Origin of the sequence: Sinorhizobium sp. BG8 (assembly GCF_016864555.1) — a bacterium.
GTDB lineage: Bacteria > Pseudomonadota > Alphaproteobacteria > Rhizobiales > Rhizobiaceae > BG8.
In genome coordinates, this window is sequence record NZ_CP044012.1 from 899439 (window position 1) to 923325 (window position 23887).

Below are 23887 nucleotides of genomic sequence, written 5' to 3' on the forward strand. Positions count from 1 at the left end.
ATGAGTTACTTTGCGGCAGCCACTTCGGTCTGCGGATCCACCACGGCTCCGGGGCGCACGCGCTGAAGCCCGTTGGTTACGATGCGGTCGCCGGGGTTGAGACCCTTCTCGACGATCCGGAGGCCGTCGACCGAGGTGCCCAGTTCAACCTGGCGATAGGCAACGGTGTTTGCCGCATCGACGACGAACACGAACTTCTTGTCCTGGTCGGTCCCGATCGCCCGCTCACTGATCAGCACACGATCCTGGGCCTTGGGTTGGCCCATGCGAATGTGCACGAACTGACCGGGCATCAGGCGCCCGTCGGGATTGTCGATAACGGCGCGGACCCGTACCGTGCCGCTTGCCGCGTCGATCTCATTGTCGACCAGCTGGAGACGGCCACGCACCGGCGTGCCCTCATCATCGACGGTGCCGATTTCCACAGGGACCTGCTCGATCGCAGCGAGTGCCCCGTTCGATGGAAGCTCTGCCAGGGTGCGCGTGACCAGTTCCTCGCTGGCATCAAAGCTTGCATAGATGGGACCTGAGGATACGAGGGTCGTCAGCACCGGTGAGGCCGAGCCCGCGGCGACGAGGTTGCCGACGGTTATCTCCCGCTTGCCGGCGCGCCCCGAAATCGGGGCACGAATGTCCGTATAGCTGAGTTCAAGCTGCGCCACCTTGAGCGCAGCCTCGGCCGAACGCAGGCTTGCGACCGCCTCGCTGTGGGCGCTCATGCGCTGGGCGAGATCGCTATCCGAGATCGTATTCTTCGCCGCAAGCCGGCGGCCGCGCTCGAGCTCGGTGGTCGCGAGTTCGACCTTCGCCCTCGCCGAACCAACGAGGCCATCCGCCTGCGCAACGGCAGCCTGGTAGGGTTCCGGATCAATCGTCACCAACAGATCGCCGGATTTCACAAGGCTACCTTCGCGGAAATGGATCGATTGGATCGCTCCCGCCACACGGGAGCGAACCTGGACACGTTCCACCGCCTCGAGGCGGCCGGAAAACTCCTGCCAGGTAGTCACGCTGCGCGGCACCACCGAGGCAACGGTAACGGGAACAGCGGGAGCTGCGGCGGTCTGGGCAGCGGGCGTCGCATTCGCACCCGAAGTAAGATCAAAGTGGAAGGCCACGCTTGAAACAGACGCAGCAATCCCCAGGCCGGCGCCCCACAGGGCCCAGCGTCTCTTGTTCGACGGCATCGGTATCTCCTTAATGTCCTAAAGCGGACCGGTCTTTTGTCTCAAAGTCAGAAGGTCCTGTTTTCCAGGCCCTGAACAAAATTCTCAAATTCGATGCGAAGTTCTTCGGGAGGCTCGCAACCCGTCGTCACATCAGCATCGTAGATGTCGGTCCAGCCTCGACAGGCCGGCAGCACGCGATTCCTGACCTTTACTCCCGCTGCAGCAAGGCGCGCGGCATAGCAGGCCGCCTCGTCACGCAGAGGATCGTCCTCGGAAGTCAGGATCAGCGCCGGAGCGGTTCCTGACAGCCTCGAGCAATGGCCCGGAGCGGCATAGGGGTGGCAATACCCCCCGCGGAGCCAAGATACTGGTTCCAACCCTCGGCCCAGCGCTCCCGCATGCCGGCCTCCTCGGCTTCCCGAAACGAGGCCGTGGCCATCAGCGGATCGATGAGCGGCGAGAGAAGGATCTGCCCGTCGATCTCGTTCGGCATCTGGTCGCGAGCCTTGAGCGCCACGCCGGCGGCCACGTTTCCGCCGGCCTCTTCACCGGCAACCAGCAGCAGGGAACGCTGGCTACCGAACTGCTTGCGCTTGCCGCTGAGGCACCGCAAGGCGGCAAACGCATATTCGAGCGCCTTCGGAAAGGCGTTGCCAGAGGGCGTCGCGTAGTCCGCTTCGACTACGATCGCACCGGCACCGGCAAAGCAACGGGCAATAGGGCTTTCGCCCATCCTGTCCTTGTCGAGGAACGAGCCGCCACTGAAATACAGCACAAGCGGCGGCGCCTTCCCGGACGTCAAACCCTCATAAACACGAATAGGCATGGAACGGTTCGCCGCTCCATCCACTTCCATGTCACGCCATTCGCAGCCCATAACACTGGCCTTTCGCATACAACCTGCTTCCTTGTGAGGAAGGGTGCCTGCTCTCAACTTGATTGGTATATTATTATTCCGACGTTCTATGAAAAGTCCCGCAGAATTGATATCACTGTTCCAAATTTCGAATAATAGTGCATCGCAGCGAAAGGATCATGGATATGGACCAGCTTTCGGCTATGCGGGTTTTCGTGAGGGTAGTTGAAACCGGCAATTTCTCGCGCGCCGCGACTGCCCTCGACATGCCCAAGACCACGGTCACCAACCTCATTCAGGGGCTGGAGGCACACCTGCGCACAACGCTCCTCAATCGCACCACGCGTCGCGTTATGGTAACGACCGACGGTGCGCTCTACTACGAACGCGCTTCCCAGATTCTGTCAGAAATAGAAGAGCTTGACGGCAGCCTTTCCAATTCTCAGGCACAGCCATCCGGCAGGCTGCGCGTGGAGATGGCGGGCGCATTCGCGGACCTGATCGTCATTCCCGCACTTTGCGATTTCCATACGCGCTACCCGCAGATCACCATCGATCTCGGCGTGGGAGATCGGCTGGTGGATTATATCGCGGAGAACGTCGACTGCGCGCTGCGCGGCGGTACGCCAGCCGACCAGTCGCTGATCGCCCGCAAGGTCTCGGAAATGGAGATGATCACCTGCGCGGCCCCCACCTACATCGAAAAAATCGGCATGCCGACAAAACCGGAAGACCTCACGGGCGATCATTTCGCCGTCGGTTATCTAATGGCACAGGCCGGGAAAGTTCTGCCGATGGAGTTCGAAAAAGACGGTGAGAGCCGGGAGATCACGCCCCGCTACATCGTCTCGGCGAACGATGCCCGCTCTTACCTGAATGCCGTGCTGACGGGCCTTGGCGTGGCGCAGGTACCGGTTTTCATGGCCAAGGAGCCGCTTGCGAACGGTCGCCTCGTGCCTGTGTTGACCGATTGGAGGTGCGAACCGATTCCTCTCTATGTCGTCTATCCGCAGACGCGACATCTTTCCAACAAGGTGCGCGTCTTCGTCGACTGGCTGGTCAGGCTCGTTCAGGGGTTGAAGGACGAACGCCTGCCATCGCAGGTGCTTCGGATCGGCTGAAGAAACGAACGTGCGGGGCGCGTCACCGCTCCGGCAACCAGGCGTTCTGCTCCTGGAAGTGGCGGAACCGCGCTGCGGCCTCGGTCCTGTTATGGGCCCCGAGTTTTCTGATGATGTTGTGAAGATGGATCTTCACAGTGTGTTCCGACAGGCGAAACTCCGCGGCGATGAGTTTGTTCTGCAGGCCGCGGGAGACCATTTCGAGGATCTGCAGCTCCCGCGTGGTCAGATGCGCCACGGGCGTCGCGCCCGCTGTGGCAGAAACGGGCGCGGGACGACGTGCGAACATCGAGTCCGTGTTGTGCCCGTTCTTCTTGGCGTGAAGGATCATTCCTGGTGGGAAGTACTCGCCGCCGCAGAGCATCAGCCGGATCACGGACAGCCACACGTCGAGCCTGAGGTTCATCGGCAGCACGCTTCGAACGAGCGGTGACGCGAGGATATCGACAGGGATCGTGGCGAGGCTCTGGTCGTGCGGCTCGATGACCGCAGTGAGGGCCTGGGGGTGCATGCCGGCGAGACTGGCCGACACCTCTTCCGCCTCTTTTACCAGGGGTACATCGATGAGGATCAGGGAGACCGGGTGAGCGAACGGGCGGCAGGCAGAGGCGGCATCGCCCACCTGGTCTACCACGACCCAGGGAAACTCGCGTTCCAGAGCGTGAACGAGCCTTTCTGACACCGAGCCGGTTTTCGTGATGATCACGATCGCACGTTGCGGCTCCGACCGCGTCCTGGCGACCGCGGCTTCGGCAATGCCGACGTCGTCGCGACCGTTCCCATGCAATAAGGCCATCACAACCACCCGTGAATTCGGTCCAGCGGCCCTTTCCCCGAACGAGCCGACCGGCCTCAGCAACTGCTGGTGCGGACTGTAGCCTACGTGCTCGACGCCCGCGACGGCGCAAAAGGGGGGAGCCATGGATGGAGGGGGAACAGAGGCGGCAGCGCCGCTACGGCCCTGCATCATCCGAACGGACTAGATCAACGCGGCTACTCTCATCCTCCGATCGATACTTCGATAGATCTTTGGCTACTACCTGCCGGCGCGGCTCGTCCAAATGTCGCGCAAGGCCGGCAGTCGATCCACCGCTTCGACCTCGGTTAGCCCGGGCCTTACCTTCCTCACCAATATTGATGAAGCCCACTCACCGCAGTCTCCCTTCTCAATGCTCGCAATTTTTGCACACTGAATCCGGATCGCCCTGAGACATGGGACACGATGCCGGACCAATCGCGCGGTCGACGCGCACGATGGATTCGGTTCCGCGAAGGCAGAGCGACGGTTGAGGGTTTCGATTTGGAGAAATGCATGACCGCATACTGCAGCACTCGCCGGGCCCCTCCGCGAAGAACGCTCCGCGTGGTCGCCTTCCTCGTCGCCTGCGGCTTTGCGTCTCCCCTCCTGGCAGCGTCTACCCACTTTCCGCCGCAGACGAAAATCCGGCTGACCATCGTACAATGGATGCCGACCAAGGGCGCTTACGAACAATGGGGCGCCCTCGGCGGCGACTACGTCGTGTCCGAAGCGGGGACCATTTCCCTTCCCGTACTGGGCACTGTCGATCTTGGGGATCTCGACGACACCGCGCTCGGAAAGGAGATCGCAAGGCGTCTTCAGGCCAGGATCGGATTGGTCGAGACGCCGGAGGCGACCGTACAAGTCCTCTCCTATCCACCGATCTACGTCATCGGAGACGTCAGCACGCCCGGTCAATTCGAGTTCCGCACGGGAATGACCGTCCTACAGGCACTGGCAATGAGCGGCGGCGAGGCCCAGGACAAGAATTCGCTCTCTCGCTCGCAGGAGATCGAGCTCATCGGGGAGTTGCGGTCGATAGACGCCAACGTTCTGCGCGGTTCCATCAGGATTGCACGGCTACAGGCGGAAATCTCCGGTGCCAAGGAGATTGAATTCACGCTGCCTATCGGAACCGATCGCAGGGTCGCGGAAGCGATCCTTGAGCAGGAGGAGGCCATTTTCTCCGCACGTCGGAACGACCTGGAGCGCCAATCAAAGTCGCTGACCGAGTTGCGTAAACTGCTGGATGCGGAACTCGTTTCGCTCGGCGAGAAGGCCAAAGGCGTGGACGCAAATGCGAGTTCGCTCGAGAAAGAACTGGCGAACGTAAAGACGATGGTCGAACGCGGACTGACTATCCCGTCACGACAGGCGGAGTTGGAACGCACGCTGAGAGGAATTCGCTCGGACCAGCTCGATCTGGTAACCGCCACCATGCGCGCACGTCAGAGCATTGCCGAGACCACGCGCGACCTCGATGGCCTCTACGATAAAAGGCACACCGAGATCGCGTCCGAGCTGCAGACGGAGCTGTCGGCGCTCGATCAGCAGGAACTGAAACGTGAGACAACGCAGAAGAAACTTCTCGATGGACTGGCGGAAGGCGGCGGTTCTACATCTCGGGAAAAGCGGCCGCTGATCTTCGCCGTGACGCGGCGCATCGACAGCAAGACCAACGAGTTCCCAGCGACAGAGATGACCCTTCTCATACCGGGAGACGTGGTCAGGGTTACTCAGGTCCCCCTGGAAGCAACCCAATTCGACACGGAGGAGACGGACGTTTCGGTCTCGCCAACTCCTCGATCCCAGGAGGCCAGCCAATGACCGACTCCGAGATCAAATGTCCCCATCAATCGTTTCCTTGTCTGGCCCGGCAAACGCCGGCCGGCTCAGCCTCGAGGTGACTGCAAGATGAAGGGAATCATACTGGCCGGGGGCAACGGGACGCGCCTCTATCCCCTGACGATCGCGGTCTCGAAACAGATACTGCCGATCTACGACAAGCCGATGCTCTACTATCCCCTGAGCGTGCTGATGCTCGCGGGCATCCGGGAGATCCTTGTTATTTCGACGCCGCGCGATTTGCCCTGCTTCCAGGCGCTTCTCGGCGATGGGTCGGATTTCGGGCTGAACCTATCCTATGCGGAACAGCCTCACCCGAATGGGCTGGCGGAGGCCTTCATCATCGGCCGGAGATTCATCGACGGCGGCAATGTCGCGATGATCCTCGGCGACAACATCTTCTTCGGGCACGGCCTCCCGGCCGTCTGCCGGCAGGCGGCTGCCCGGCAGAGAGGTGCTTCGGTCTTCGCCTATCACGTAGACGATCCGGAACGATACGGCGTCGTGAGCTTCGACAAGACGAACGGCAAGGCCATGTCGATCGAGGAGAAGCCGGCCAAACCGAAATCGAACTGGGCCGTGACCGGGCTCTATTTCTATGACCACAATGTGGTCGACATTGCTTCATCGATCGAGCCGTCCGAGCGCGGCGAACTCGAAATCACCGCCGTCAACAACATCTACCTCGAACGCGGCGAGTTACACGTCTGCCAACTTGGGCGGGGATATGCCTGGCTTGATACGGGCACCTACGACAGTCTTTACGACGCCGCCTCGTTCGTGCGGACGGTCGAGCGACGCCAGGGCGTACAGATCGCCTGCCCGGAGGAAATCGCCCTCGAAATGGGCTGGCTCGGACCGGAGGACGTGCTCAGGCGCGCTTCCATGCTCGGTAAAACTGCTTATGCATCCTATCTCCGCCGTCGCGCCGAGGAATATGCCGGATGACGCTGGAGGTCAGGGAGCTCGGACTGGGCGGAGTCCTGGAAATCCTTCCCGGCAAGATCGGAGACGACCGCGGCTTCTTCTCCGAAACGTGGAATGCCCGGAAGCTTGCCTCATCGGGGATCGACCTCCATTTCGTCCAGGACAATCACTCCCGTTCCGCGGCAAAGGGCGTTCTGCGTGGACTGCACTACCAACTGCCACCCCACGCCCAGGACAAACTCGTGAGGGTGGTCAAGGGCGCGATCTTTGACGTTGCCGTCGACATCCGCCGGGGATCGCCGACCTTCGCGAGATGGGTGGGTGTCCGCATCAGCCCCGAGCAATGGAACCAGATCCTCATACCCAAGGGCTTCGCCCATGGCTTCCTGACGCTCGAGCCCGATACGGAGGTGATCTACAAGGTCACCGACTATTACTCCCCCGCCCATGACCGCTCGATCCGTTTCGACGACCCCGATATCGCCATCGACTGGCCGCTGCCCGCATCGGACTTCCAGCTCTCCGAGAAGGATCGCGCCGCGGGATACCTGGCACAGGCCGAGATCTTCGATTTTTCTGAGGGAGCCGGCAGATGAACATACTTGTGACCGGCGGAGCCGGCTTCATCGGTTCGGCTCTTTGCCGGCAGCTCGTTGATGATCCGCGGAACCGGATCATCAACGTCGACAACCTCACCTATGCGGGCAATCTCGCCTCGCTGCGGGAAGTGGAGGATCGACCCAATTACCGTTTCGTCAAAGCTGATATCTGCGATCAGACGACGATAACGGAGCTGCTCCGGGCGGAAAAGATCGAGCGCATCATTCATCTTGCCGCCGAAACCCATGTGGATCGCTCGATCGATGGGCCGGCCATGTTCGTGGAGACCAATGTCGTCGGCACCTTCAGGCTGCTGCAGGCGGCCTTGGACTACTGGCGGGCATTGCCAGAAGACCTGGCTCGGGATTTCCGCTTCCATCATGTCTCGACCGACGAAGTCTTCGGAGACCTTCCTTTCGACGAAAGCACGTTCAACGAGAGTACGCCCTACGCGCCCTCCTCTCCCTACTCGGCCTCCAAAGCCGCTTCGGACCATCTCGTCCGCGCATGGCACCACACGTTCGGGCTGCCAGTCGTTCTTTCCAACTGCTCCAACAACTACGGGCCGTTTCATTTCCCGGAAAAACTCATACCTCTCGTCATCCTCAATGCACTCGACGAGAGGTCGTTGCCGGTCTATGGCGCAGGCGCCAACGTGCGGGACTGGCTCTATGTCGAGGATCATGCACGCGCGCTTGCACTGGTTGCCACCAAGGGCGTGACCGGCCAAAGCTACAACATCGGCGGAGATTGCGAACGCACGAACCTCACCGTCGTGCAGACGATCTGCGATATTCTGGACATCAGGAAGCCGCGCAGGAGCGAGAAGAGCTATCGCGACCTCATAGCCTTCGTGACCGATCGTCCCGGTCACGATCGCCGCTACGCGATGGATACGACCAAGATCAAGCGCGAACTCGGCTGGGCGCCGAAGGAGAGCTTCGAGAGCGGCCTCGTGCGCACGATCGATTGGTATCTCGGCAACGACTGGTGGTGGCGGCCGATCCGCGAAGGTCGCTATGCCGGCGAACGCCTGGGAAGACTGGCGGCCGCACAATGAAGATCCTGGTCACGGGCACACGCGGCCAGCTCGCGACCAGCCTGTTCGAGCTTGGCGCCAAACGGCCAGGTGTCGACGTCCTGGGTATCGGCCGGCCGGAACTCGACCTTGCAAAGCCGGATGCGATCGCGTCGGTTGTCCTTTCTGCTAGGCCCGATATCGTCGTCTCCGCCGCGGCCTACACCGCCGTCGATCGCGCCGAAGACGAACGCGATCTCGCCTACACCGCTAACGTTCTCGGGGCAGCGGCCGTCGCAGGCGCGGCGGCAAAGCTCGCAATCCCGGTCATACATCTTTCCACGGACTACGTTTTCGCGGGCGATGTCCGACGCGCCTATCAGGAAGGCGACGCGACCGGGCCGAAGAGCCACTACGGCCACACCAAGCTCGAAGGCGAGAGGGCGGTCGCTGCCGCCAATCCCTATCATTTCATTCTTCGCACAAGCTGGGTCTACAGCCCCTTCGGGACAAACTTCGCGAAGACGATGCTGAGGCTTGCCGAAGACCGACCGACGGTGTCAGTCGTGTCAGATCAGTGGGGCAATCCGACATCGGCCCTGGATCTGGCAGACGCGATCCTGCGCATCGCGGAGCATCCGGCGCGCGAACGTTCGGGGTCTATCACGTTGCGGGTTCCGGAGAGACAAACTGGTCGGGGTTCGCTCGTCACATATTCGAAGTCAGCCGCGCAAACGGGGGCCCTTTCGCGTTCGTCCACGACATCGCGAGTAGCGAATATCCCACGAAGGCCCGACGCCCATTGAACTCTCGTCTCTCGACGCAAAAGTTCGAGAAAACCTTCGGCTGGCGGTCCCCAGACTGGCAGCAGAGTGCCGAGACAATCGTCCGGCGCATCGTCAAGGCACGCCGCCCCGTCCTCGAACCAGAGGGCCGCCACGAAACACGGGATGCAGGCTGATGGCCTCCGACGAAAGTTCCACGGAAACGCATAGCTACGGCCAGATACTCAAGTCGACGGCTCTGATGGGCGGCTCCTCGCTCTTGAACGTCGGCTTCTCGATCATTCGAAACAAGACCATCGCAGTGGTGCTGGGTCCGGAAGGCGTCGGGCTCATGGGGCTCTTCAGCGCGATAGCCGACATTGCGCAGGCGCTTGCAGGCCTCGGGGTGCAGGCAAGTGGTGTTCGCCAGATCGCCGAGTCGGCTGGAACCGGGGACGCGGAGAGGATCGCGCGCACGGCAACCGTCATCCGGCGAACATCTATCCTTCTCGGTTTGCTCGGAACCGTCCTGTTGGCGGCCTTTGCGTTTCCGGTCGCGGGCTTCACATTCGGAGACCATCAGCATGTCGCCGGAGTGGCGTTGCTGTCGATTGCGGTGTTCATGCGGATCGTGTCCAGTGGGCAGGTTGCCTTGATACAGGGCGTGCGAGCCATCGGCGATCTCGCCCGGATCAGCGTATTGTCGGCCTTCTTCGGAACTGTGATCAGCATCCCGCTGATATACTGGTTCGGTTCCCAGGGCATTGTGCCATCGCTGATCGGGACAGCCGCTCTGACGCTTATCACGTCCTGGTGGTACAGCAGGAAGTTGAGTATCGACACTCGGCCAATGACCGCGCCTGCGTTTTATCGCGAAACGGCTGCACTGCTGAAACTCGGTTTTGCTTTCATGGTAAGTGCGCTGCTCACCATGGGTGCCGCCTACGCCATTCGCATCTTCGTGTTGCGCGCAGATGGCGTCGCTGCCGCCGGCCTTTATCAGGCAGCCTGGGCCCTGGGGGCCTCTATGCGAGCTTCATTCTCCAGGCGATGGGAACCGATTTCTATCCGCGTCTGACCGCTATCGCCGGCGACAATGCCGCCTGCAATCGTCTCGTCAATGAGCAGACCCAGATCAGCATGCTTCTGGCCGGTCCCGGCGTCCTTGGCACACTCACATTTGCACCGCTGGCGATGTGGCTGTTCTACTCGCCGGAATTCCACGCCGCGACGGACATCCTGCGCTGGATCTGCCTCGGCATGATGTTGCGGATCATCGCCTGGCCAATGGGCTTTATCGTGCTCGCAAAGGGTGCGCAGACCATCTTCTTCTGGACGGAGGTCGCCGCCACTATCGTGCACGTGGGTCTGGCCTGGCTGCTGGTTACGACACTCGGAGCGGTAGGTGCCGGTGCGGCATTCTTCGGGCTCTACGTGTGGCACGGCCTTCTGATATATGTGATCTCGCGGCGCATGACGGGTTTCCGCTGGTCCAGCGACAACACGAAGCTCGGGCTTATGTTCCTTGGTGCATCCGCGCTGGTATTCGGCGCGTGCCTGGTCTTGCCGGCATGGCAGGCGACCGTGTTGGGCTCGACCGCAACCGTGGCAAGCGGGCTCTATTCGCTGCGGATGCTCGCCAATCTCTTCCCTGGAAGCTCGATCCCGATGAGGATCAAGGCGCTTGTGTCGAGAGCGGCCTGAGCTGAAATCGGTTGCGGTTGAGGGAAGGAACGCGCAGGTTTACGCGGTCTGTGGTCAGCCGACCCTGGCTGAGGGGAGGCTGAGGGGTGGAACCATCAGCTCACGAAGAGCCCCGCCAACCCGTGTCAGGTCTTGATCCGTCATCTGAGCGAAGAGGGGAAGTATCACGGATCCGGTCTGGGCAGCCACGCTGCGGGCGAGGTCCGTGCTGGCCCGATGCGAACCACTTGCCGCATAGGCCGATTCCAGGTGGATGTTCATCACGCCTCGACGCGTCGAGATTCCCTGGTCCAGCAATGCCTGCATCGTCACCTTCTGGTCGATGTCGCCCGGTAGCATCACGCAGTAACTTTGCCAGTTGCTGCGGGTCCAGGCTGGTTCGATCGGTGTCACCAGGCCAGGCACATCTTTGAGGAGGTTTTCATACTTGGCCGCGATCTGCCGGCGCCGAGACACGAGCTCCGGCAGGCGCCGCAGTTGCACGCGGCCGATCGCTGCCTGCAGATCGGTCATGCGGTAGTTGTATCCGAGTTCGGGATACTCCTCGTATATCACCTGCTTCGATCCATGGCGGACCGTATCGGCGACGCTCATACCATGCTGCCGCCACAGCCGGAACTTCCGGTCGTAATCCGGATTGGCGGTCGTCAGCATGCCGCCGTCACCTGTCGTGACGACCTTGCGCGGATGGAAAGAGAAGCAGGCGATATCGCCATGAGGCCTGCCGATCCTTTGCCACTCGCCTTCCCAGAGGATCTCGCTCCCGGTCGCGCAGGCGGCATCCTCGATAACCGGAATGGCGAAATGTCTTCCAACTTCCACGATGCGACGGAGATCGCACGGCATGCCCAATTGGTGGACGCACACGATTGCCTTTGTACGCGCAGTAACCGCGGCCTCGATCAGGTCGGGATCCATGTTGAAGCCGCCCGCCTCGATATCGACGAACACCGGCACCGCTCCGCAATAGCGGATCGCATTCGCCGTCGCGACGAACGAATGGCTGACTGTTATCACCTCGTCACCCGGACCGACGCCCACCGCCATCAGCGCCAGATGGAGCGCCGTCGTGCAGTTGGAAACGGCGCAGGCGTAGGGCGCACCGACGTATTCGGCGAACTCGGCTTCAAAGGCAGCGACCTCCGGTCCCTGCGTGACCCAGCCGGACAGCACGACGCGCCGCACCGCCTCGACTTCCTGCTCATCGAGTTGCGGCTTGGCGACGGGGATCTGCGGAAGTGCGCCACTCATGCAGCTTCTCCCCCTGCGACCGACCTTTCCTGCCGCCACCAGTCGACGAGATCGCGAAGCCCGTCATCCAGCGATATGCGTGCCGAGAAGCCGAGCAAACGCTCCGCCTTCGTCGTGTCAGCAAGCCGGCGCGTTACCGCGTTCACCTTGCGTGCGGCCTGATGCTGCGGCTCCAGCGACGCCCCCATGACACGGGTCAGTTTTTCCGCCAGTTCCCTGAGACTCGTCTCGGTTCCGCTCGCGACATTGAACACTTCGTCGGTGACATCAGCCTTGGCGGCCAGCAGGTTTGCCCGCGCAATGTCGTGTACGTGCACGAAGTCCATCGTCTGCGTACCGTCTCCGTGGATGATCGGCGGAAGCCCGGCCGCAATGCGCTCCATCCAGCGGATTAGTACTTCGGTATAGGCACCATAGACGTCCATGCGTGGGCCGTAGACGTTGAAATACCTGAGCGCCACATAACGCAGGCCATACATCTCGGCGAAACTGCGCAGCAGGCCCTCGTTGAACGCCTTTGCCGCACCGTAGATCGTCCTGTTGTTGTAGGGATGATGGTCTTCGGTCGTCGGGAAGCTTTCAGCAAGGCCGAGAACCGAAGCGGAGGAAGCAGCAACGACCTTCGATACGCCCGCCTTCACGGCGGCTTCCAGGACGTCGAACGTCCCCCCGGCCAGCACGTCGAACGCCAGCCTCGGTTCCTCGGCGCATTGAGTAATCCGGATCGCTGCCTGATGGAAAACGACGTCGACGCCTTCGATGGCCTCTGCCAGGAGAACCCGGTCGCGGATGTCGCCCTCGATGATTGTCAGCGGAAAGGCGGCCGCCGCCTCCCGCAGGTTCTCGTGCCGCCCGCGCACAAAATTGTCGAGTATCAGGATCTCGCGCGGCTCCTCGACGGCGACCAGGTCGGCGATGTGCGAGCCAATGAGACCGGCCCCGCCGGTAATGAGAATACGCTTGTTCTTCATGGCCCGCCCTTCGTTCACTCTCTCGTCTGCAGGGGATCGTAGTCCGTTCGCCAGTGCAGGAACTTCGCCGGGACACCCGCCACGACTGCGAATGGCTCGACGTCCGACACAACGACTGCGCCGGCGCCGACAATCGCGCCCTTCCCGATCGTGACACCGGGAAGCAGCGTGGCATTGGTGCCGATGTCGGCCCAGGCGCCCACGCGGACAGGCTTGATCTCCAGGTCTGTGCGGATGATCGGGACGTCGACGGGAACGGCGGTATGGCTCGATCCAAGGATCTTGGCGCCCGGGCCCCAACCAACGAAGTCCTCGATGACCAGATCTCGTGCATCCATGTAGGCCTGCGGTCCGATCCAGACATTGTTGCCGATGACGCATGTTCCGTCATAACGGCCCTGTATGTAGGCTTGCGCTCCGATGAACACGCCGCTTCCGATCTCGAATGTTTCGGGATGCTTAAAGCCCGCCCCGCTGCCGACCTGGAGACCTGCGCCGCACCGCCGTGATACAGCCTGCCAGATTGTCCTGCGCATCAGGGCATCGACAAACCCGTCACCTGCCGAGAAGCGGCCGTAGAGTTCAATGAGGCCCGCGGTGCCATAGGAATTTCTGAGCTCCTGTGCGAGCTCGCGCTGGTAGCCGGCGTCTGCCGGAGCGTCACGCTTGCCATGGACCGCCGGTACAAGGCGGGCAGTGTTCGCGGGTTCAGCCGACATAGGCATCCTGCTCCAGAGCTGCGGCTACCTGCTCGACGTCGCGCGCCGACATTTCCGGATAGATCGGTAGCGAAAGCATGCTGCGCGCAGCGGCTTCAGATACGGGGAAATCTCCCGCGCGGTAGCCGAGATCGGCGTGCGCCTCCTGCAGATGGACCGGAATGGGATAGTGAAGGCCGGACTGGATTCCTTCGGCCTGAAGGGCGCTCCTGATTTCTTCCCGATCCCTGCATTTCACGGCGTAGACATGGTAGACATGGCGGCGATGAGCGACCTCCATGGGCGGCTTCACGGCAGCAGAATGCGCAAGGAGCGCAGAATACCGAGCTGCATGTGCCCGCCGGGCGGCCGTCCAGGCTTCGAGATATCTTAGCTTCACCCGCAGGATCGCGCCCTGAATACCGTCCATCCGGTAGTTGAAGCCCTTGAGAAGGTGATGATAGCGCTGCTGCTGGCCCCAGTCCCGCAGCATGCGGATGGTCCGAGCATGGGCGTCGTCGCTTGTCACGACGGCCCCGCCCTCGCCACAGGCGCCGAGGTTCTTGCCGGGGTAGAAGCTGAAGCAGCCCGATATGCCGATACTGCCCGCCCGGCGATGCCTGTGCTCGGCTCCATGGGCCTGGCAGGCATCCTCGATCACGGGCAGTCCGTGCCGACTGGCTACAGCCATGATGTCGTCCATTTCCGCCATCTGGCCATAGAGATGAACCGGCACGATGGCCTTGGTACGGGATGTGATGGCGGCTTCCAGCTGCGTCGGATCCATCGTCAGTGTCACGGGTTCGACGTCGACGAACACTGGCCGCGCCCCGGTGTAGCAGATTGCCGAGACGGTCGCGACAAACGTGAAGGGAACCGTGATGACTTCGTCTCCCGGTCCAATTCCTGCAGCGAGCAGGGCAAGATGCAGGGCGCTCGTTCCGGTGTTGACCGCAATCGCATGCCGGGCACCGCAGTAGTCCGCGAACTCCTCTTCGAACGCGGCGACCTCATCCCCGAGGACATATTGCGCGGAAGCGAGGACGCGCAGGACCGCCGCGTCCACCTCGTCCTTGATCGATGCATACTGCGCTTTGAGATCGAGGAGAGGAATCATGCGATCCGCCTCACCTGATCGAGCTCTATCACACGGCCGCGCTGGGCGAGCGATTGCGTCGCCGCCTCCAGGATGCGCACGACACGAAGCCCCGCGTTCCCGTCGGCAATCGGCTTCTCATTTCGCTCGATGCAATCGACGAACTGGCGCAACTCGCGGCCCAAAGCCTCTGTCATGTCGAGTTGCGGCGCGTACATGTCGCCGGTCCGGTAGCCTACCAGCATCTGGTAGACCTTTTCGCCGTTCTTTTGCGGGTTGCCGTTGAGCGTAATGCCCTTGTCGTAGACCTTGATCTTCTCGCTGGGCTCGAGATCATCGTAGACAATCATCTTGCTGCTCCCGCCGACCAGCGTCCGGCGCACCTTAACAGGGGCGAGCCAGTTGACGTGGATATGGGCGATCAGCTTGCTTTCGAAGAAAAGATTAAGATAGGCGATGTTTTCCGGCTCGCCGGCGACATGGCTCATGCCCGTGGCCGAGACCGCGATCGGCTTTTCCGGCAGCACGTAGTCCATGATCGAAAGGTCGTGGACGGCGAGATCCCAGATGACGCTTACATCGTGCTGGAACAGGCCGAGATTCACGCGCACGGAGTCGTAGTAGTACATGTCCCCGAGGCCGTTCTCCACCAGCTCGCGCATCTTCCTGACCGCGCCCGTGTGGATGAAGGTGTGGTCAACTGCGAGAACGAGGCGACGACGCGCCGCTTCGTCGACCATGCGTCGCGCTTCGTCGGCGGTCGCGGCCATCGGTTTTTCCACGAACACATGCTTGCCTGCCATCAACGCCTGCATCGCAAGCCTGAAGTGAGCCGAGACCGGTGTCGCGATCGCTATGGCATCGACCCGCGGGTCTCGCAGCACCTGCTCGAAATTGTCGGTGATTTCCACGGCCGGATAGCGTGCCTGAACGGCTGCCAGCCTGTCGGTCTTCAAGTCGCACACAGATACGAGACGCGCGCCACCCGTCTCCGCGAAATTCCGGACCAGATTCGGACCCCAATATCCGTAGCCGACAACAGCAACGCCGATCATCACATACCTCCGGCGGAAAGGACTTCGACCGGGGCGTCCTTGACGCGCCCGATGATCCTGGCCGGCACGCCGGCGACGATTGCATGACTTGGAACATCCTTTGTCACGACCGCTCCGGCGCCGACCTGAGCGCCCTCGCCGATCGTCACGCCTGGCAGGATCGTTGCGTTGCTGCCGATCGAGGCGAAGCGCTTGACACGGATGGGCACGACCTCCCAGTCGGCGTCCGACTGGAGGCTGCCGTCCGGATTGACGGCGCGCGGGTAAACATCGTTGGTGAACATGACGCCGTGGCCGACGAAGACGCCGTCCTCGATCGTAACGCCCTCGCAGATGAAGGTATGGCTCGAGATCTTGCAGTTGCGGGCGATCGCCGCGTTCTTCTGTATCTCGACGAACGTCCCGATGCGTGTTCCCTCGCCGATCGTGCAGCCATAGAGATTGACCAGATCCGGATGGTGGATGACCACACCGGGATCCAACGTGACGCTAGATGCAATCATGCTGCGACGGCCCCTGCCTTAGCGGTTTCTGCTGATGCCGACGCGAAGAAACCTTCAATTCACATGGTTTTCATCGTCGGATGAAGCACTGAAGTTCTTGCATGATCAGATGAATGCTTTTCCGCCGTCGCGTAAAGGAAACAAAACGCAGTATTTCTATGGCCGAAAGGCGTATCTGCTTACATTGCATTGATGACTGTCGCGGGCCGAACTCCCTGTTCTTTACCGTATCGGTCACCTGTTTCGACCCCGAAACACCTCTCGATACGCCCCATCCCCCTCAGGACCATGCTTCAGCGGCATCGCCGGTGGCCTTCTCTCGTACATCGGGGCAACCAGCAGGCGCAGGGGAGTTGTCGGATCTCTCGGCAGCCATGGCTGTTTCTTTCAAGGATGACGATCGTGTCCGGCAAAAAGGGTGGAGTGCGCCTTGGCTGCATCGTAGTCGCCATACGGCGCACCTGACGTCGTCGCCCACCGGCGGAAAAAGTCTCGCATCAAGGAAAATCCAGTTCACAAATGCGTGTTCTATTGTCGAAACGCATGTGGAATGCATGCCCTTCTACGGGTGCCGCCTCAAAGGCACACCTGATGCCTACCCTTACGTGATCCGATTGCAGAGGGGTGGGCCAAAGATTACGTGAAAACGGAAAATACAAGCAGAGTCATGCCCAGGGAGCATGCCGCTATGTTTTATCTTTGCGAACCTGAAGCCTAAGATGTTTCTGACCCGAGATCGGATTTCATCGCCAATTATTACTTTCATCACCTTACGTCATCGAGCGATATCGCGTAATAAAACCACCAATTACTTTTTTACTCTCATGAAATCATAGTTAGATCTATTTATATCGATATTTTACTGCTCTTAACTTTCCACGCACTAATTCGATCGAAAACTTGATTAAATCTCCACGATACGGCGCACATGTCATACTTTTGTTGATGCCCGATCAGGGGCACGCGAGGGGATCGGGTGGATTTTGGCCCGGAAAATCACCCACGGGCATCGCCTGGAGTGTGTTTGATCGGCCTTGGCGTACCTCAAAAGGAGTATGCTGAAATTAACTTTGATAGTTCTGCATTCTCAATTAGTATTAAGCACTTCGGCTGGCGGTGTACTGTTCGAAAACGCGCCAACTCCCGCCGAACCTAGGCAAACTCGAAGTTATCAGCTAGTAAGTAGTTGCTTATGTAGAAACTCGTGTTTAATGCCGGCACCCAGTAACAATATTTTGTAGTCCCGCCGGCAAGTAGATCTTCGCGTGAGAGAGATTCGACATTTGGCGCCTCATGCAGGCCTGAGACGCTCAAACCTAGTGTATTTTTTTGGGGAGCAGCTTAGCTATGAGTTCGGAGATTGTGACCACCACAAGAGACACAGGCAGTAAACTTTCCCACCCAATGACGATCGAGCAAGCGGGTAACGTCATTGGGAAGACGTTGCCCGAACTACCGTTTCTTCCGGAACGCTCGCTGGTAATCATCGACAGCCGGGCACTGGACCGTCAATGCCTTGCGCAGAGCATTGCAACCCACAAGGTTGACATGCGCGTGCTGGCATTCGGCTCCATGGAGGAGTGGAAGCAGAAACGACATGAGCATCCGCCACTGGCAGCCATTCTTCTGAACATCGGAGGAAAGAAGGTCGGAGAACCGGCCGTATCCGACGAGATCAGGAAGATGTCATCCGACTTCGATACAACTCCGGTCATCGTACTGGCGGACAGCGATGATCTCGTACAGATCATGAAGGCACTTGAATGCGGGGCAAAGGGGTACATCCCTTCATCCGTCAGCATCGACGTCTGCATCGAGGCGATTGCCCTGGCGCTTGCCGGCGGCATCTTCGTTCCCGCAAGCAGCGTTTTCGCAATGCGCCAACTGCTGGAGTCAGGCAACACCGTTGCAAGACCGCTCGCCGGCATGTTTACCGCACGCCAGGCCGAAGTGGTCGAGGCCCTGCGGCGTGGAAAGGCGAACAAGATAATCGCCTATGAACTCAATCTGAGGGAGAGCACCGTCAAGGTGCACATTCGCAATATCATGAAGAAGGTCAAGGCTACGAACCGGACCGAAGTTGCCTACAAGATCAACGATCTCTTCCCTGGAGACGTTTCCGCTGACGGTGCCAACAGGCTGGAACACTGAGTTTCCAGACTGGCCGGCTCGCCTGGCGACCACCTGCAGACCGCGTGACACGGACAAGTTTCTTGAACGTGTGCGCGGTTCTGGGTTGTCTGGACTTGCACGAAAACCCGTCCCGCCCGTCAGCACACTCTCCCGATCCACCTACCCTCGCAATAGGCGTCAGACGGCTTTGTCGATAGCTTTATGCCACACGCCCCAGGACAAAAATGCCTGAGAGCGCATGGCCGAATTTCCCCTCACTTCTCTTTGCTCATGCGGAGCCTAGTGACATCTCCAGGGCTTAGCCCGTTGGATGCGCGAGAACCGCCTGCCTTGCGGGCGTGAGGACAGGTCAGAGACCCGTCCCCTTAAAGACCGCGACAGGCGTCATCGAGAGTATCCACAAGTCCGCGCCGAACGACATCATCGCGGCGTATCGCGTGTCGTGCATCGCACGCTCAGCGAAAGTACAGTTGTTCCGGTCGCTGATTTGCCAGAGGCCGGTCAATCCCGGACGCATGTCGAAGTACGCGGTTCCCGGATAGTGCGGCCGCTGCTCGGGAAGCATCGGACGCGGACCGACGAGGCTCATATCCCCGATAAACACGTTCAACAACTGCGGCAACTCATCCAGTGAGTACTTCCGCAGATACTTGCCGAGACGGGTGATGCGCGGATCGTCCCTGAGCTTCTGGGTTCTTTCCCATTCAGCTCGCGCTTCCGGATTACCTTCCAGGTATTCCTCAAGCCGGAGCTCCGCCTGGGGCACCATGCTGCGCAACTTCCAGAGCTTGAAGACCTTGCCATTCTTTCCGAGACGAGGCTGCGAATAGAAAGCCCCCTCACCATCCAGGCGAATGAGCAACGCAAGCACGCCCACGATGGCAAGCGCCAGCGGCGCCATTAAGAGTGTTGCAAGAACATCGAAACTGCGTTTCGTCGTTGAGTAGACCGACCAGTTGTCAATCGCCGCCGTATGCGGCACGACAAGCGGCTGCGAAAAAGGCTTGGAATCTCCCTGCATGCGTCCCCCGAGAGCGATGAAAAGGACTTCTCACAAGCGCAAGCATCGTCTGCGACGATCAGAGGACACCCTCATGTCCTACTAGATCGCTCGTCACTTCTATTATTGGAAAATCCCTGTTTATCGCTTGCGTAAAGAAATATTAACCAACATAAACTTCACATCTCAATACGCCGTCTTTAGGCAATTCGATCTAGAGAAAGTAACGCCTGGTCGCCCTGGCTACAGGGGAGACAGCGGCCAGAACTTGGAATGCTCTCCGCGTAGCACGTCTGATCGATGAACGTGGTCCTGCCGACGCTGAACCCGAAGCAGAAGGCCGCAGGCAAGACGCCCAGGATGATCGGAAAATCCAAAGAGCAACGAGGGGTTGCGAACGGACCCACCGGCGGTCCGTGACGACCGCGTCTGCGTAACGCATAGGATGAGCAACCTAGCCAAAGGGACTAGTCCCCGGCTGGCCCGCGCCACGGTTCACCCCCCAATGGCGATCTATCATGCGAGCCGCAAGCATTTGAAAATGAACATCACCCGGCTTCGGTCCGTTCAATTTTCGAGTGGCTTCGCGATGAGCGATCTGGATATCCGCTTCTACCTTTCGATCCTGTGGCGAAGACTTCCCTATCTCCTGGCAATCGCCCCCCTGGCGATCGCCATCGCCGTCGCGATCGCTCTTTCTCTACCGCCGGTCTACCGGGCCAGCGCCAAGATCCTCATCGAAGCACCGCAAATTCCCGCTGATCTCGCGCGTTCGACGGTGCCAACAGGCGCGGTCGAGCAACTGAGGATCCTTCAGCAACGCATAACGACACGCGATGCGCTGATCGATCTCGCGACACGGTTCAACATCTACGGGAAGAGCGAGAAGGAGCCTTCGGCCGATGATATCGTGAAGGACATGCGAGCCCGGGTGAAGTTCGAACAGGTTTCGCTGGACGCTTTCAATCCTGTCCAGGAAGCAACAATTTTCAACGTGTCATTCGACGCCGACACTCCCACCATGGCAGCCGACGTCGCCAATGAACTCGCCGCTTCGATCCTCAGCCGGAACCTGCGCCTACGGACCGACCGGGCCGGCAACACGCTGCAATTCTTCAACAATGAAGTCACGAGACTTGGCACAGACCTCAATCGTCTCGAAGCCGAGATCCTCGCTTTCAAGACGAAGAACAAGGATACGCTTCCCGATAGCCTCGATTTTCGCCGGAGCCAGCAAAGCAGCCAGCAGGAACGACTCATTGCGCTTGAAAGAGAAGAAACCGACCTCCGGTCCAGGCGGAGCAGCCTTGTTGCTACCTACGCGGCGACCGGCCAGCTCAGTGATTCCGGCCCGCTGACGCCTGAGCAGCAGATGCTCGCAGATCTGAACCGCGCACTTGCCGAGCAGTTGGCGATCTTCTCGGAGAACAGCCCCAACATCACCGCGATCCGCGCGCGGATCGCCGCCTTGCAGAACGGCATGAATTCCAATGACCAGAAGGGGAAGGACAAGGGCGGAAAAAGGAGCGGAACCGTCGGGCTCGAGCTGCAACTCTCCGAGATCGACGAACGCCTTCAGTTCATCGTCCATGAAAAGTCCTCGATCACCCAGCGCATCGCCAACCTCACTGCATCGATCACGGCGACGCCTGCAAGCGAAACCGTCCTCAATGCGCTGGAGCGAAATCGGGTGAACATCCAGAACCAGTACAACACCGCGATCGCGAGGCGCGCAGACGCGTCTATTGGAGAACAGATAGAAATGCGCGCCGACGGCGGCCGTATTTCCCTTCTGGAAGCGGCGACGCCCCCCCAATCCAAGGAAAGTCCGAAGCGGGGCCGCATCGTCGCCATGGGCGGCGCGGGAGGCATTGGCCTGTCGCTCGCTCTCGTGGCACTCCTCGAAATTCTGAACAAGACCATTCGCAGGCCGGCAGAACTGGTCCGGCGCCTGCAGATGCAGCCCCTTGCGACCATCCCCTATATATGGACAGCAGCCGAGCTGCGGGCCGCCAGGACAAGGCGGAACCTGGCGGTTCTCTCCGCCGGAGCCATCCCCGCCACGCTAATCCTTATCCACTACTACTACATGCCGCTCAATCTCGCCCTGCAGAAGATCGTCACGGGCATCGGGAGCGTCGGCACAATGTGACGGACCGCAATCCAGTCCACTTGCGCGCAATCAAGAGGATCGACAGCACGACACATGGAACACGTTCAAAAACCCTTGAAAGAAGCCCTGCAGTTCCGCTCCTCGGACAAGCTCGCCGAGCAGGCGATACAATCCTGCTCGCGGCTCGGCACCGAAGCGCTCTGGGCCGGCCTCAAGCCACTGCAGCTCGATCCCGAGATCACCGCCCGCAACCGCATCGTCACGACGAGCCGCCTGGATCCGGCACATGCCAGCTTCGACATGATGCGGACGAACATCCTGCGTCTCATGCGCCAGAACAATTGGACGTCCATCGCGATCACCTCTCCGACACCGGCATGCGGAAAGACTTTCGTCGCGCTCAATCTGGCATTCAGCCTCGCGCACCAGAAGGACTGCCGGAGCCTCCTCGTGGACCTCGACCTGAAACGCCCGCAGATCGGAAAAGCGCTCGGCTTGAAGAACCCTCCATCGATCGAGAGCTACCTGAAGGGCGAGAGCAGCATAGAGGACGTGTTCCTGCGCCATGGAGACAACCTTGCGATCGCCGGCAACCGCCAGCCCGTGCAGTTCTCGGCAGAGCTGCTGCAATGCGCCGAAACGACGAATGTGCTTGAGGAAATGCGCCAGAAGATGAGCCCGAATGTCGTCTTGTTCGACATGCCTCCCATGCTCTCTAACGACGATGTGACCGCTTTCCTGCCGAACGTCGATTGCGCCATTCTCATTGCGGCGGCGGAATACAGCACGATCAATGAGATCGATGCGTGCGAACAGGACCTGGCGGAGAAGACGAACCTGCTGGGCGTGGTCCTGAACAAGTGTCAGTACAGCCCGGAGAAATATGGATACTGAGGCGAGCGATGCTGCCATACCTCGAAGGGACTAGACCTTCGGTAGATCGCCTCGCTTTCCGGACTACGGCAGGCATTGGAATCGGTTGCCTCTACGTCTCTCGGCAGTCTTCCAGAGCGGCCGCTTCTTCTGCAAGGATGATGGAAACCGTGCGCGCCCGGGTTGCGGGTTGCAGTGAGGATGCAACATGGAATCACTATCCGGTCTGACGGAAGGTTATCTGAGCGTCCCGATCAGGGCGAACTCCGGCAGGCCCGGGGGGCTCTCCGTCGTCATCGTCACCTACAACAGCTCTCCCGTCTTGCCCGGCCTGCTGGACTCCCTGGCCGCAGGGCTCGAGGGGATCGCGGACCATGACGTGATCGTCGTCGACAATGCCTCGCAGGACGGTTCCGACGAACTGGCTCAAGCCCATCCCGTCGGTGCCAAGGTTATCAGGATGGGACGCAATGCCGGCTATTCGGCCGGGATAAACGCGGCCACCTCGACGATCGAACCAACGAGGGACGTACTCGTTCTCAACCCTGACATCCGTCTCCATCCGGGCAGCGTCGCGCTTCTCCTGCGCCGACTTTCAGATCGGTCGGTGGGGATAGTCGTGCCGCAGATCCTGAATGAAGACGGAACAATCGCAAAATCCATTCGCCGGGAGCCCTCCATAGCCACGGTTTGGTCGGACGCCCTTCTCGGCGGCAATCGGGCCGCACGCATGGGTGTCGGGGAAATGGTGGACGACCCCGCATTCTACAAGACCGGCGGCAACATCGAGTGGGCGACCGGCGCTATTCTCCTGATATCCTCAGAGGCCCGTCGCAGGATCGGCGAGTGGGACGAGAGCTTCTTTCTCTACAGCGAGGAGGTCGACTACCTTCGCAGGGCACGCATGGCGGGCCTCGCGGTTCTCTATGCTCCCGAGGCGCGCGCCGTGCATATCGGCGGTGAGTGCGCGACCAATGCTTTCCTCACGGCGCTCAGCACCACCAATCGCATCCGCTACTATCGCCGCCTCCATGGCCCGGTGGCTTCCGCATTCTTCAGGTTGGGCGTGATAGTCAACGAAACCATCCGGGTGCCGCTCGGACCACAACATCGCACGGCGCTGCGCGCAGCACTCGTCGGCCAGAGCAACCTCGCATAGGATTGGAGTGGAATGATCCTGACACCTTAGGGCAGCCGCACGGAGACACCGTCCTCGGGCGGTTCCACCAAGGTGACGAGCCCGGCGCTTTTCGGCAGGACCTGCCGCCAAGAAAGCGCAAATTCGCCAGCCAGACGGTACGGTGCTATGCTGCTCGGCTCTTTGACAGCTGGGGCATGCGGCTTGCTCGTCCGCGTGAATGCTCCTGCCGTGTATCGGTTGCCGCGTTGCA

General features: G+C 60.4%; 18 protein-coding genes and 3 pseudogenes. 11 read left to right on the plus strand and 10 right to left on the minus strand.

Going from position 1 to position 23887, the window contains the following annotated elements:
• Positions 1–5: 5 nt before the first annotated feature.
• Positions 6–1187 (minus strand): efflux RND transporter periplasmic adaptor subunit, encoded by a 1182-nt coding sequence (locus tag F3Y30_RS25080; RefSeq protein ID WP_203426979.1) that lies wholly within the window; start codon positions 1185–1187, stop codon positions 6–8.
• Positions 1188–1327: 140 nt separating this feature from the next.
• Positions 1328–2046, minus strand: a pseudogene (locus tag F3Y30_RS25090) (alpha/beta hydrolase); the annotation flags it as partial.
• A 164-nt stretch (positions 2047–2210) separates the two neighbouring features.
• Between F3Y30_RS25090 and F3Y30_RS25095 the strand changes: the two are divergent.
• Complete coding sequence (locus tag F3Y30_RS25095) at positions 2211–3146, plus strand: LysR family transcriptional regulator (protein WP_203427650.1); 936 nt, start codon at positions 2211–2213, stop codon at positions 3144–3146.
• Between the two features lie 22 nt (positions 3147–3168).
• Here F3Y30_RS25095 and F3Y30_RS25100 read toward each other — a convergent pair whose 3' ends face one another.
• Positions 3169–3942 (minus strand): response regulator transcription factor, encoded by a 774-nt coding sequence (locus tag F3Y30_RS25100; protein ID WP_203426981.1) that lies wholly within the window; start codon positions 3940–3942, stop codon positions 3169–3171.
• Between the two features lie 516 nt (positions 3943–4458).
• Between F3Y30_RS25100 and F3Y30_RS25105 the strand changes: the two genes are divergently transcribed.
• The 6 genes and pseudogenes from F3Y30_RS25105 to F3Y30_RS25130 all read left to right on the plus strand — a co-directional run bounded on the left by F3Y30_RS25105 (position 4459) and on the right by F3Y30_RS25130 (position 10803).
• Positions 4459–5772 carry a polysaccharide biosynthesis/export family protein gene (locus F3Y30_RS25105; protein WP_203426982.1) on the plus strand — a complete coding sequence of 438 codons (1314 nt, stop codon included), beginning with the start codon at positions 4459–4461 and terminating at the stop codon, positions 5770–5772.
• An 87-nt stretch (positions 5773–5859) separates the two neighbouring features.
• On the plus strand, positions 5860–6738 hold the full coding sequence (gene rfbA / locus F3Y30_RS25110; protein WP_203426983.1) for a glucose-1-phosphate thymidylyltransferase RfbA: 879 nt from the start codon (positions 5860–5862) through the stop codon (positions 6736–6738).
• The gene (rfbC, locus tag F3Y30_RS25115) at positions 6735–7313 is read left to right on the plus strand and encodes a dTDP-4-dehydrorhamnose 3,5-epimerase (protein ID WP_203426984.1); all 579 of its coding nucleotides are present in this window, start codon (positions 6735–6737) and stop codon (positions 7311–7313) included. The genes rfbA and rfbC overlap by 4 nt, the downstream gene beginning before the upstream one ends.
• Positions 7310–8377, plus strand: coding sequence for a dTDP-glucose 4,6-dehydratase (gene rfbB / locus F3Y30_RS25120; protein WP_203426985.1), 1068 nt, complete (start codon positions 7310–7312; stop codon positions 8375–8377). The genes rfbC and rfbB overlap by 4 nt, the downstream gene beginning before the upstream one ends.
• Positions 8374–9296: pseudogene (gene rfbD / locus F3Y30_RS25125) on the plus strand (dTDP-4-dehydrorhamnose reductase). Before rfbB ends, rfbD begins: the two are co-directional and overlap by 4 nt.
• A pseudogene (locus F3Y30_RS25130) lies at positions 9296–10803 on the plus strand (O-antigen translocase). Before rfbD ends, F3Y30_RS25130 begins: the two co-directional pseudogenes overlap by 1 nt.
• A gap of 54 nt (positions 10804–10857) precedes the next feature.
• Here the strand turns inward: F3Y30_RS25130 and F3Y30_RS25135 are convergent.
• The 6 genes from F3Y30_RS25135 to F3Y30_RS25160 are packed head-to-tail and all read right to left on the minus strand — an operon-like array spanning position 10858 to position 16377.
• Positions 10858–12054 (minus strand): DegT/DnrJ/EryC1/StrS family aminotransferase, encoded by a 1197-nt coding sequence (locus tag F3Y30_RS25135; protein WP_203426986.1) that lies wholly within the window; start codon positions 12052–12054, stop codon positions 10858–10860.
• Entirely contained in the window at positions 12051–13025 is a 975-nt protein-coding gene (locus F3Y30_RS25140) for an NAD-dependent epimerase/dehydratase family protein (protein ID WP_203426987.1), read from the minus strand. The genes F3Y30_RS25135 and F3Y30_RS25140 overlap by 4 nt, the downstream gene beginning before the upstream one ends.
• Positions 13026–13039: 14 nt before the next feature.
• Positions 13040–13744 carry an acyltransferase gene (locus F3Y30_RS25145; RefSeq protein ID WP_203426988.1) on the minus strand — a complete coding sequence of 235 codons (705 nt, stop codon included), beginning with the start codon at positions 13742–13744 and terminating at the stop codon, positions 13040–13042.
• Positions 13734–14840: a DegT/DnrJ/EryC1/StrS family aminotransferase gene (locus F3Y30_RS25150; protein WP_203426989.1), complete on the minus strand. Its 1107-nt coding sequence runs from the start codon at positions 14838–14840 to the stop codon at positions 13734–13736. Before F3Y30_RS25150 ends, F3Y30_RS25145 begins: the two co-directional genes overlap by 11 nt.
• On the minus strand, positions 14837–15874 hold the full coding sequence (locus tag F3Y30_RS25155) for a Gfo/Idh/MocA family oxidoreductase (RefSeq protein ID WP_203426990.1): 1038 nt from the start codon (positions 15872–15874) through the stop codon (positions 14837–14839). Before F3Y30_RS25155 ends, F3Y30_RS25150 begins: the two co-directional genes overlap by 4 nt.
• Positions 15874–16377 (minus strand): acyltransferase, encoded by a 504-nt coding sequence (locus tag F3Y30_RS25160; protein ID WP_203426991.1) that lies wholly within the window; start codon positions 16375–16377, stop codon positions 15874–15876. The genes F3Y30_RS25155 and F3Y30_RS25160 overlap by 1 nt, the downstream gene beginning before the upstream one ends.
• A 1404-nt stretch (positions 16378–17781) precedes the next feature.
• On the opposite strand from F3Y30_RS25160, the gene F3Y30_RS25165 reads away from it, so the two are divergent.
• Positions 17782–18528 carry a response regulator transcription factor gene (locus F3Y30_RS25165; RefSeq protein WP_203426992.1) on the plus strand — a complete coding sequence of 249 codons (747 nt, stop codon included), beginning with the start codon at positions 17782–17784 and terminating at the stop codon, positions 18526–18528.
• A 331-nt stretch (positions 18529–18859) separates the two neighbouring features.
• Here F3Y30_RS25165 and F3Y30_RS25170 read toward each other — a convergent pair whose 3' ends face one another.
• Positions 18860–19411 carry a sugar transferase gene (locus F3Y30_RS25170; protein ID WP_246753091.1) on the minus strand — a complete coding sequence of 184 codons (552 nt, stop codon included), beginning with the start codon at positions 19409–19411 and terminating at the stop codon, positions 18860–18862.
• A gap of 688 nt (positions 19412–20099) precedes the next feature.
• On the opposite strand from F3Y30_RS25170, the gene F3Y30_RS25175 reads away from it, so the two are divergent.
• The 3 genes from F3Y30_RS25175 (at position 20100) to F3Y30_RS25185 (ending at position 23655) form a co-directional block, all read left to right on the plus strand.
• Positions 20100–21662 (plus strand): Wzz/FepE/Etk N-terminal domain-containing protein, encoded by a 1563-nt coding sequence (locus F3Y30_RS25175; protein ID WP_203426994.1) that lies wholly within the window; start codon positions 20100–20102, stop codon positions 21660–21662.
• A 54-nt stretch (positions 21663–21716) separates the two neighbouring features.
• Positions 21717–22517: a CpsD/CapB family tyrosine-protein kinase gene (locus tag F3Y30_RS25180; RefSeq protein WP_203426995.1), complete on the plus strand. Its 801-nt coding sequence runs from the start codon at positions 21717–21719 to the stop codon at positions 22515–22517.
• A 187-nt stretch (positions 22518–22704) separates the two neighbouring features.
• The gene (locus tag F3Y30_RS25185) at positions 22705–23655 is read left to right on the plus strand and encodes a glycosyltransferase family 2 protein (RefSeq protein ID WP_203426996.1); all 951 of its coding nucleotides are present in this window, start codon (positions 22705–22707) and stop codon (positions 23653–23655) included.
• Positions 23656–23887: the final 232 nt, after the last annotated feature.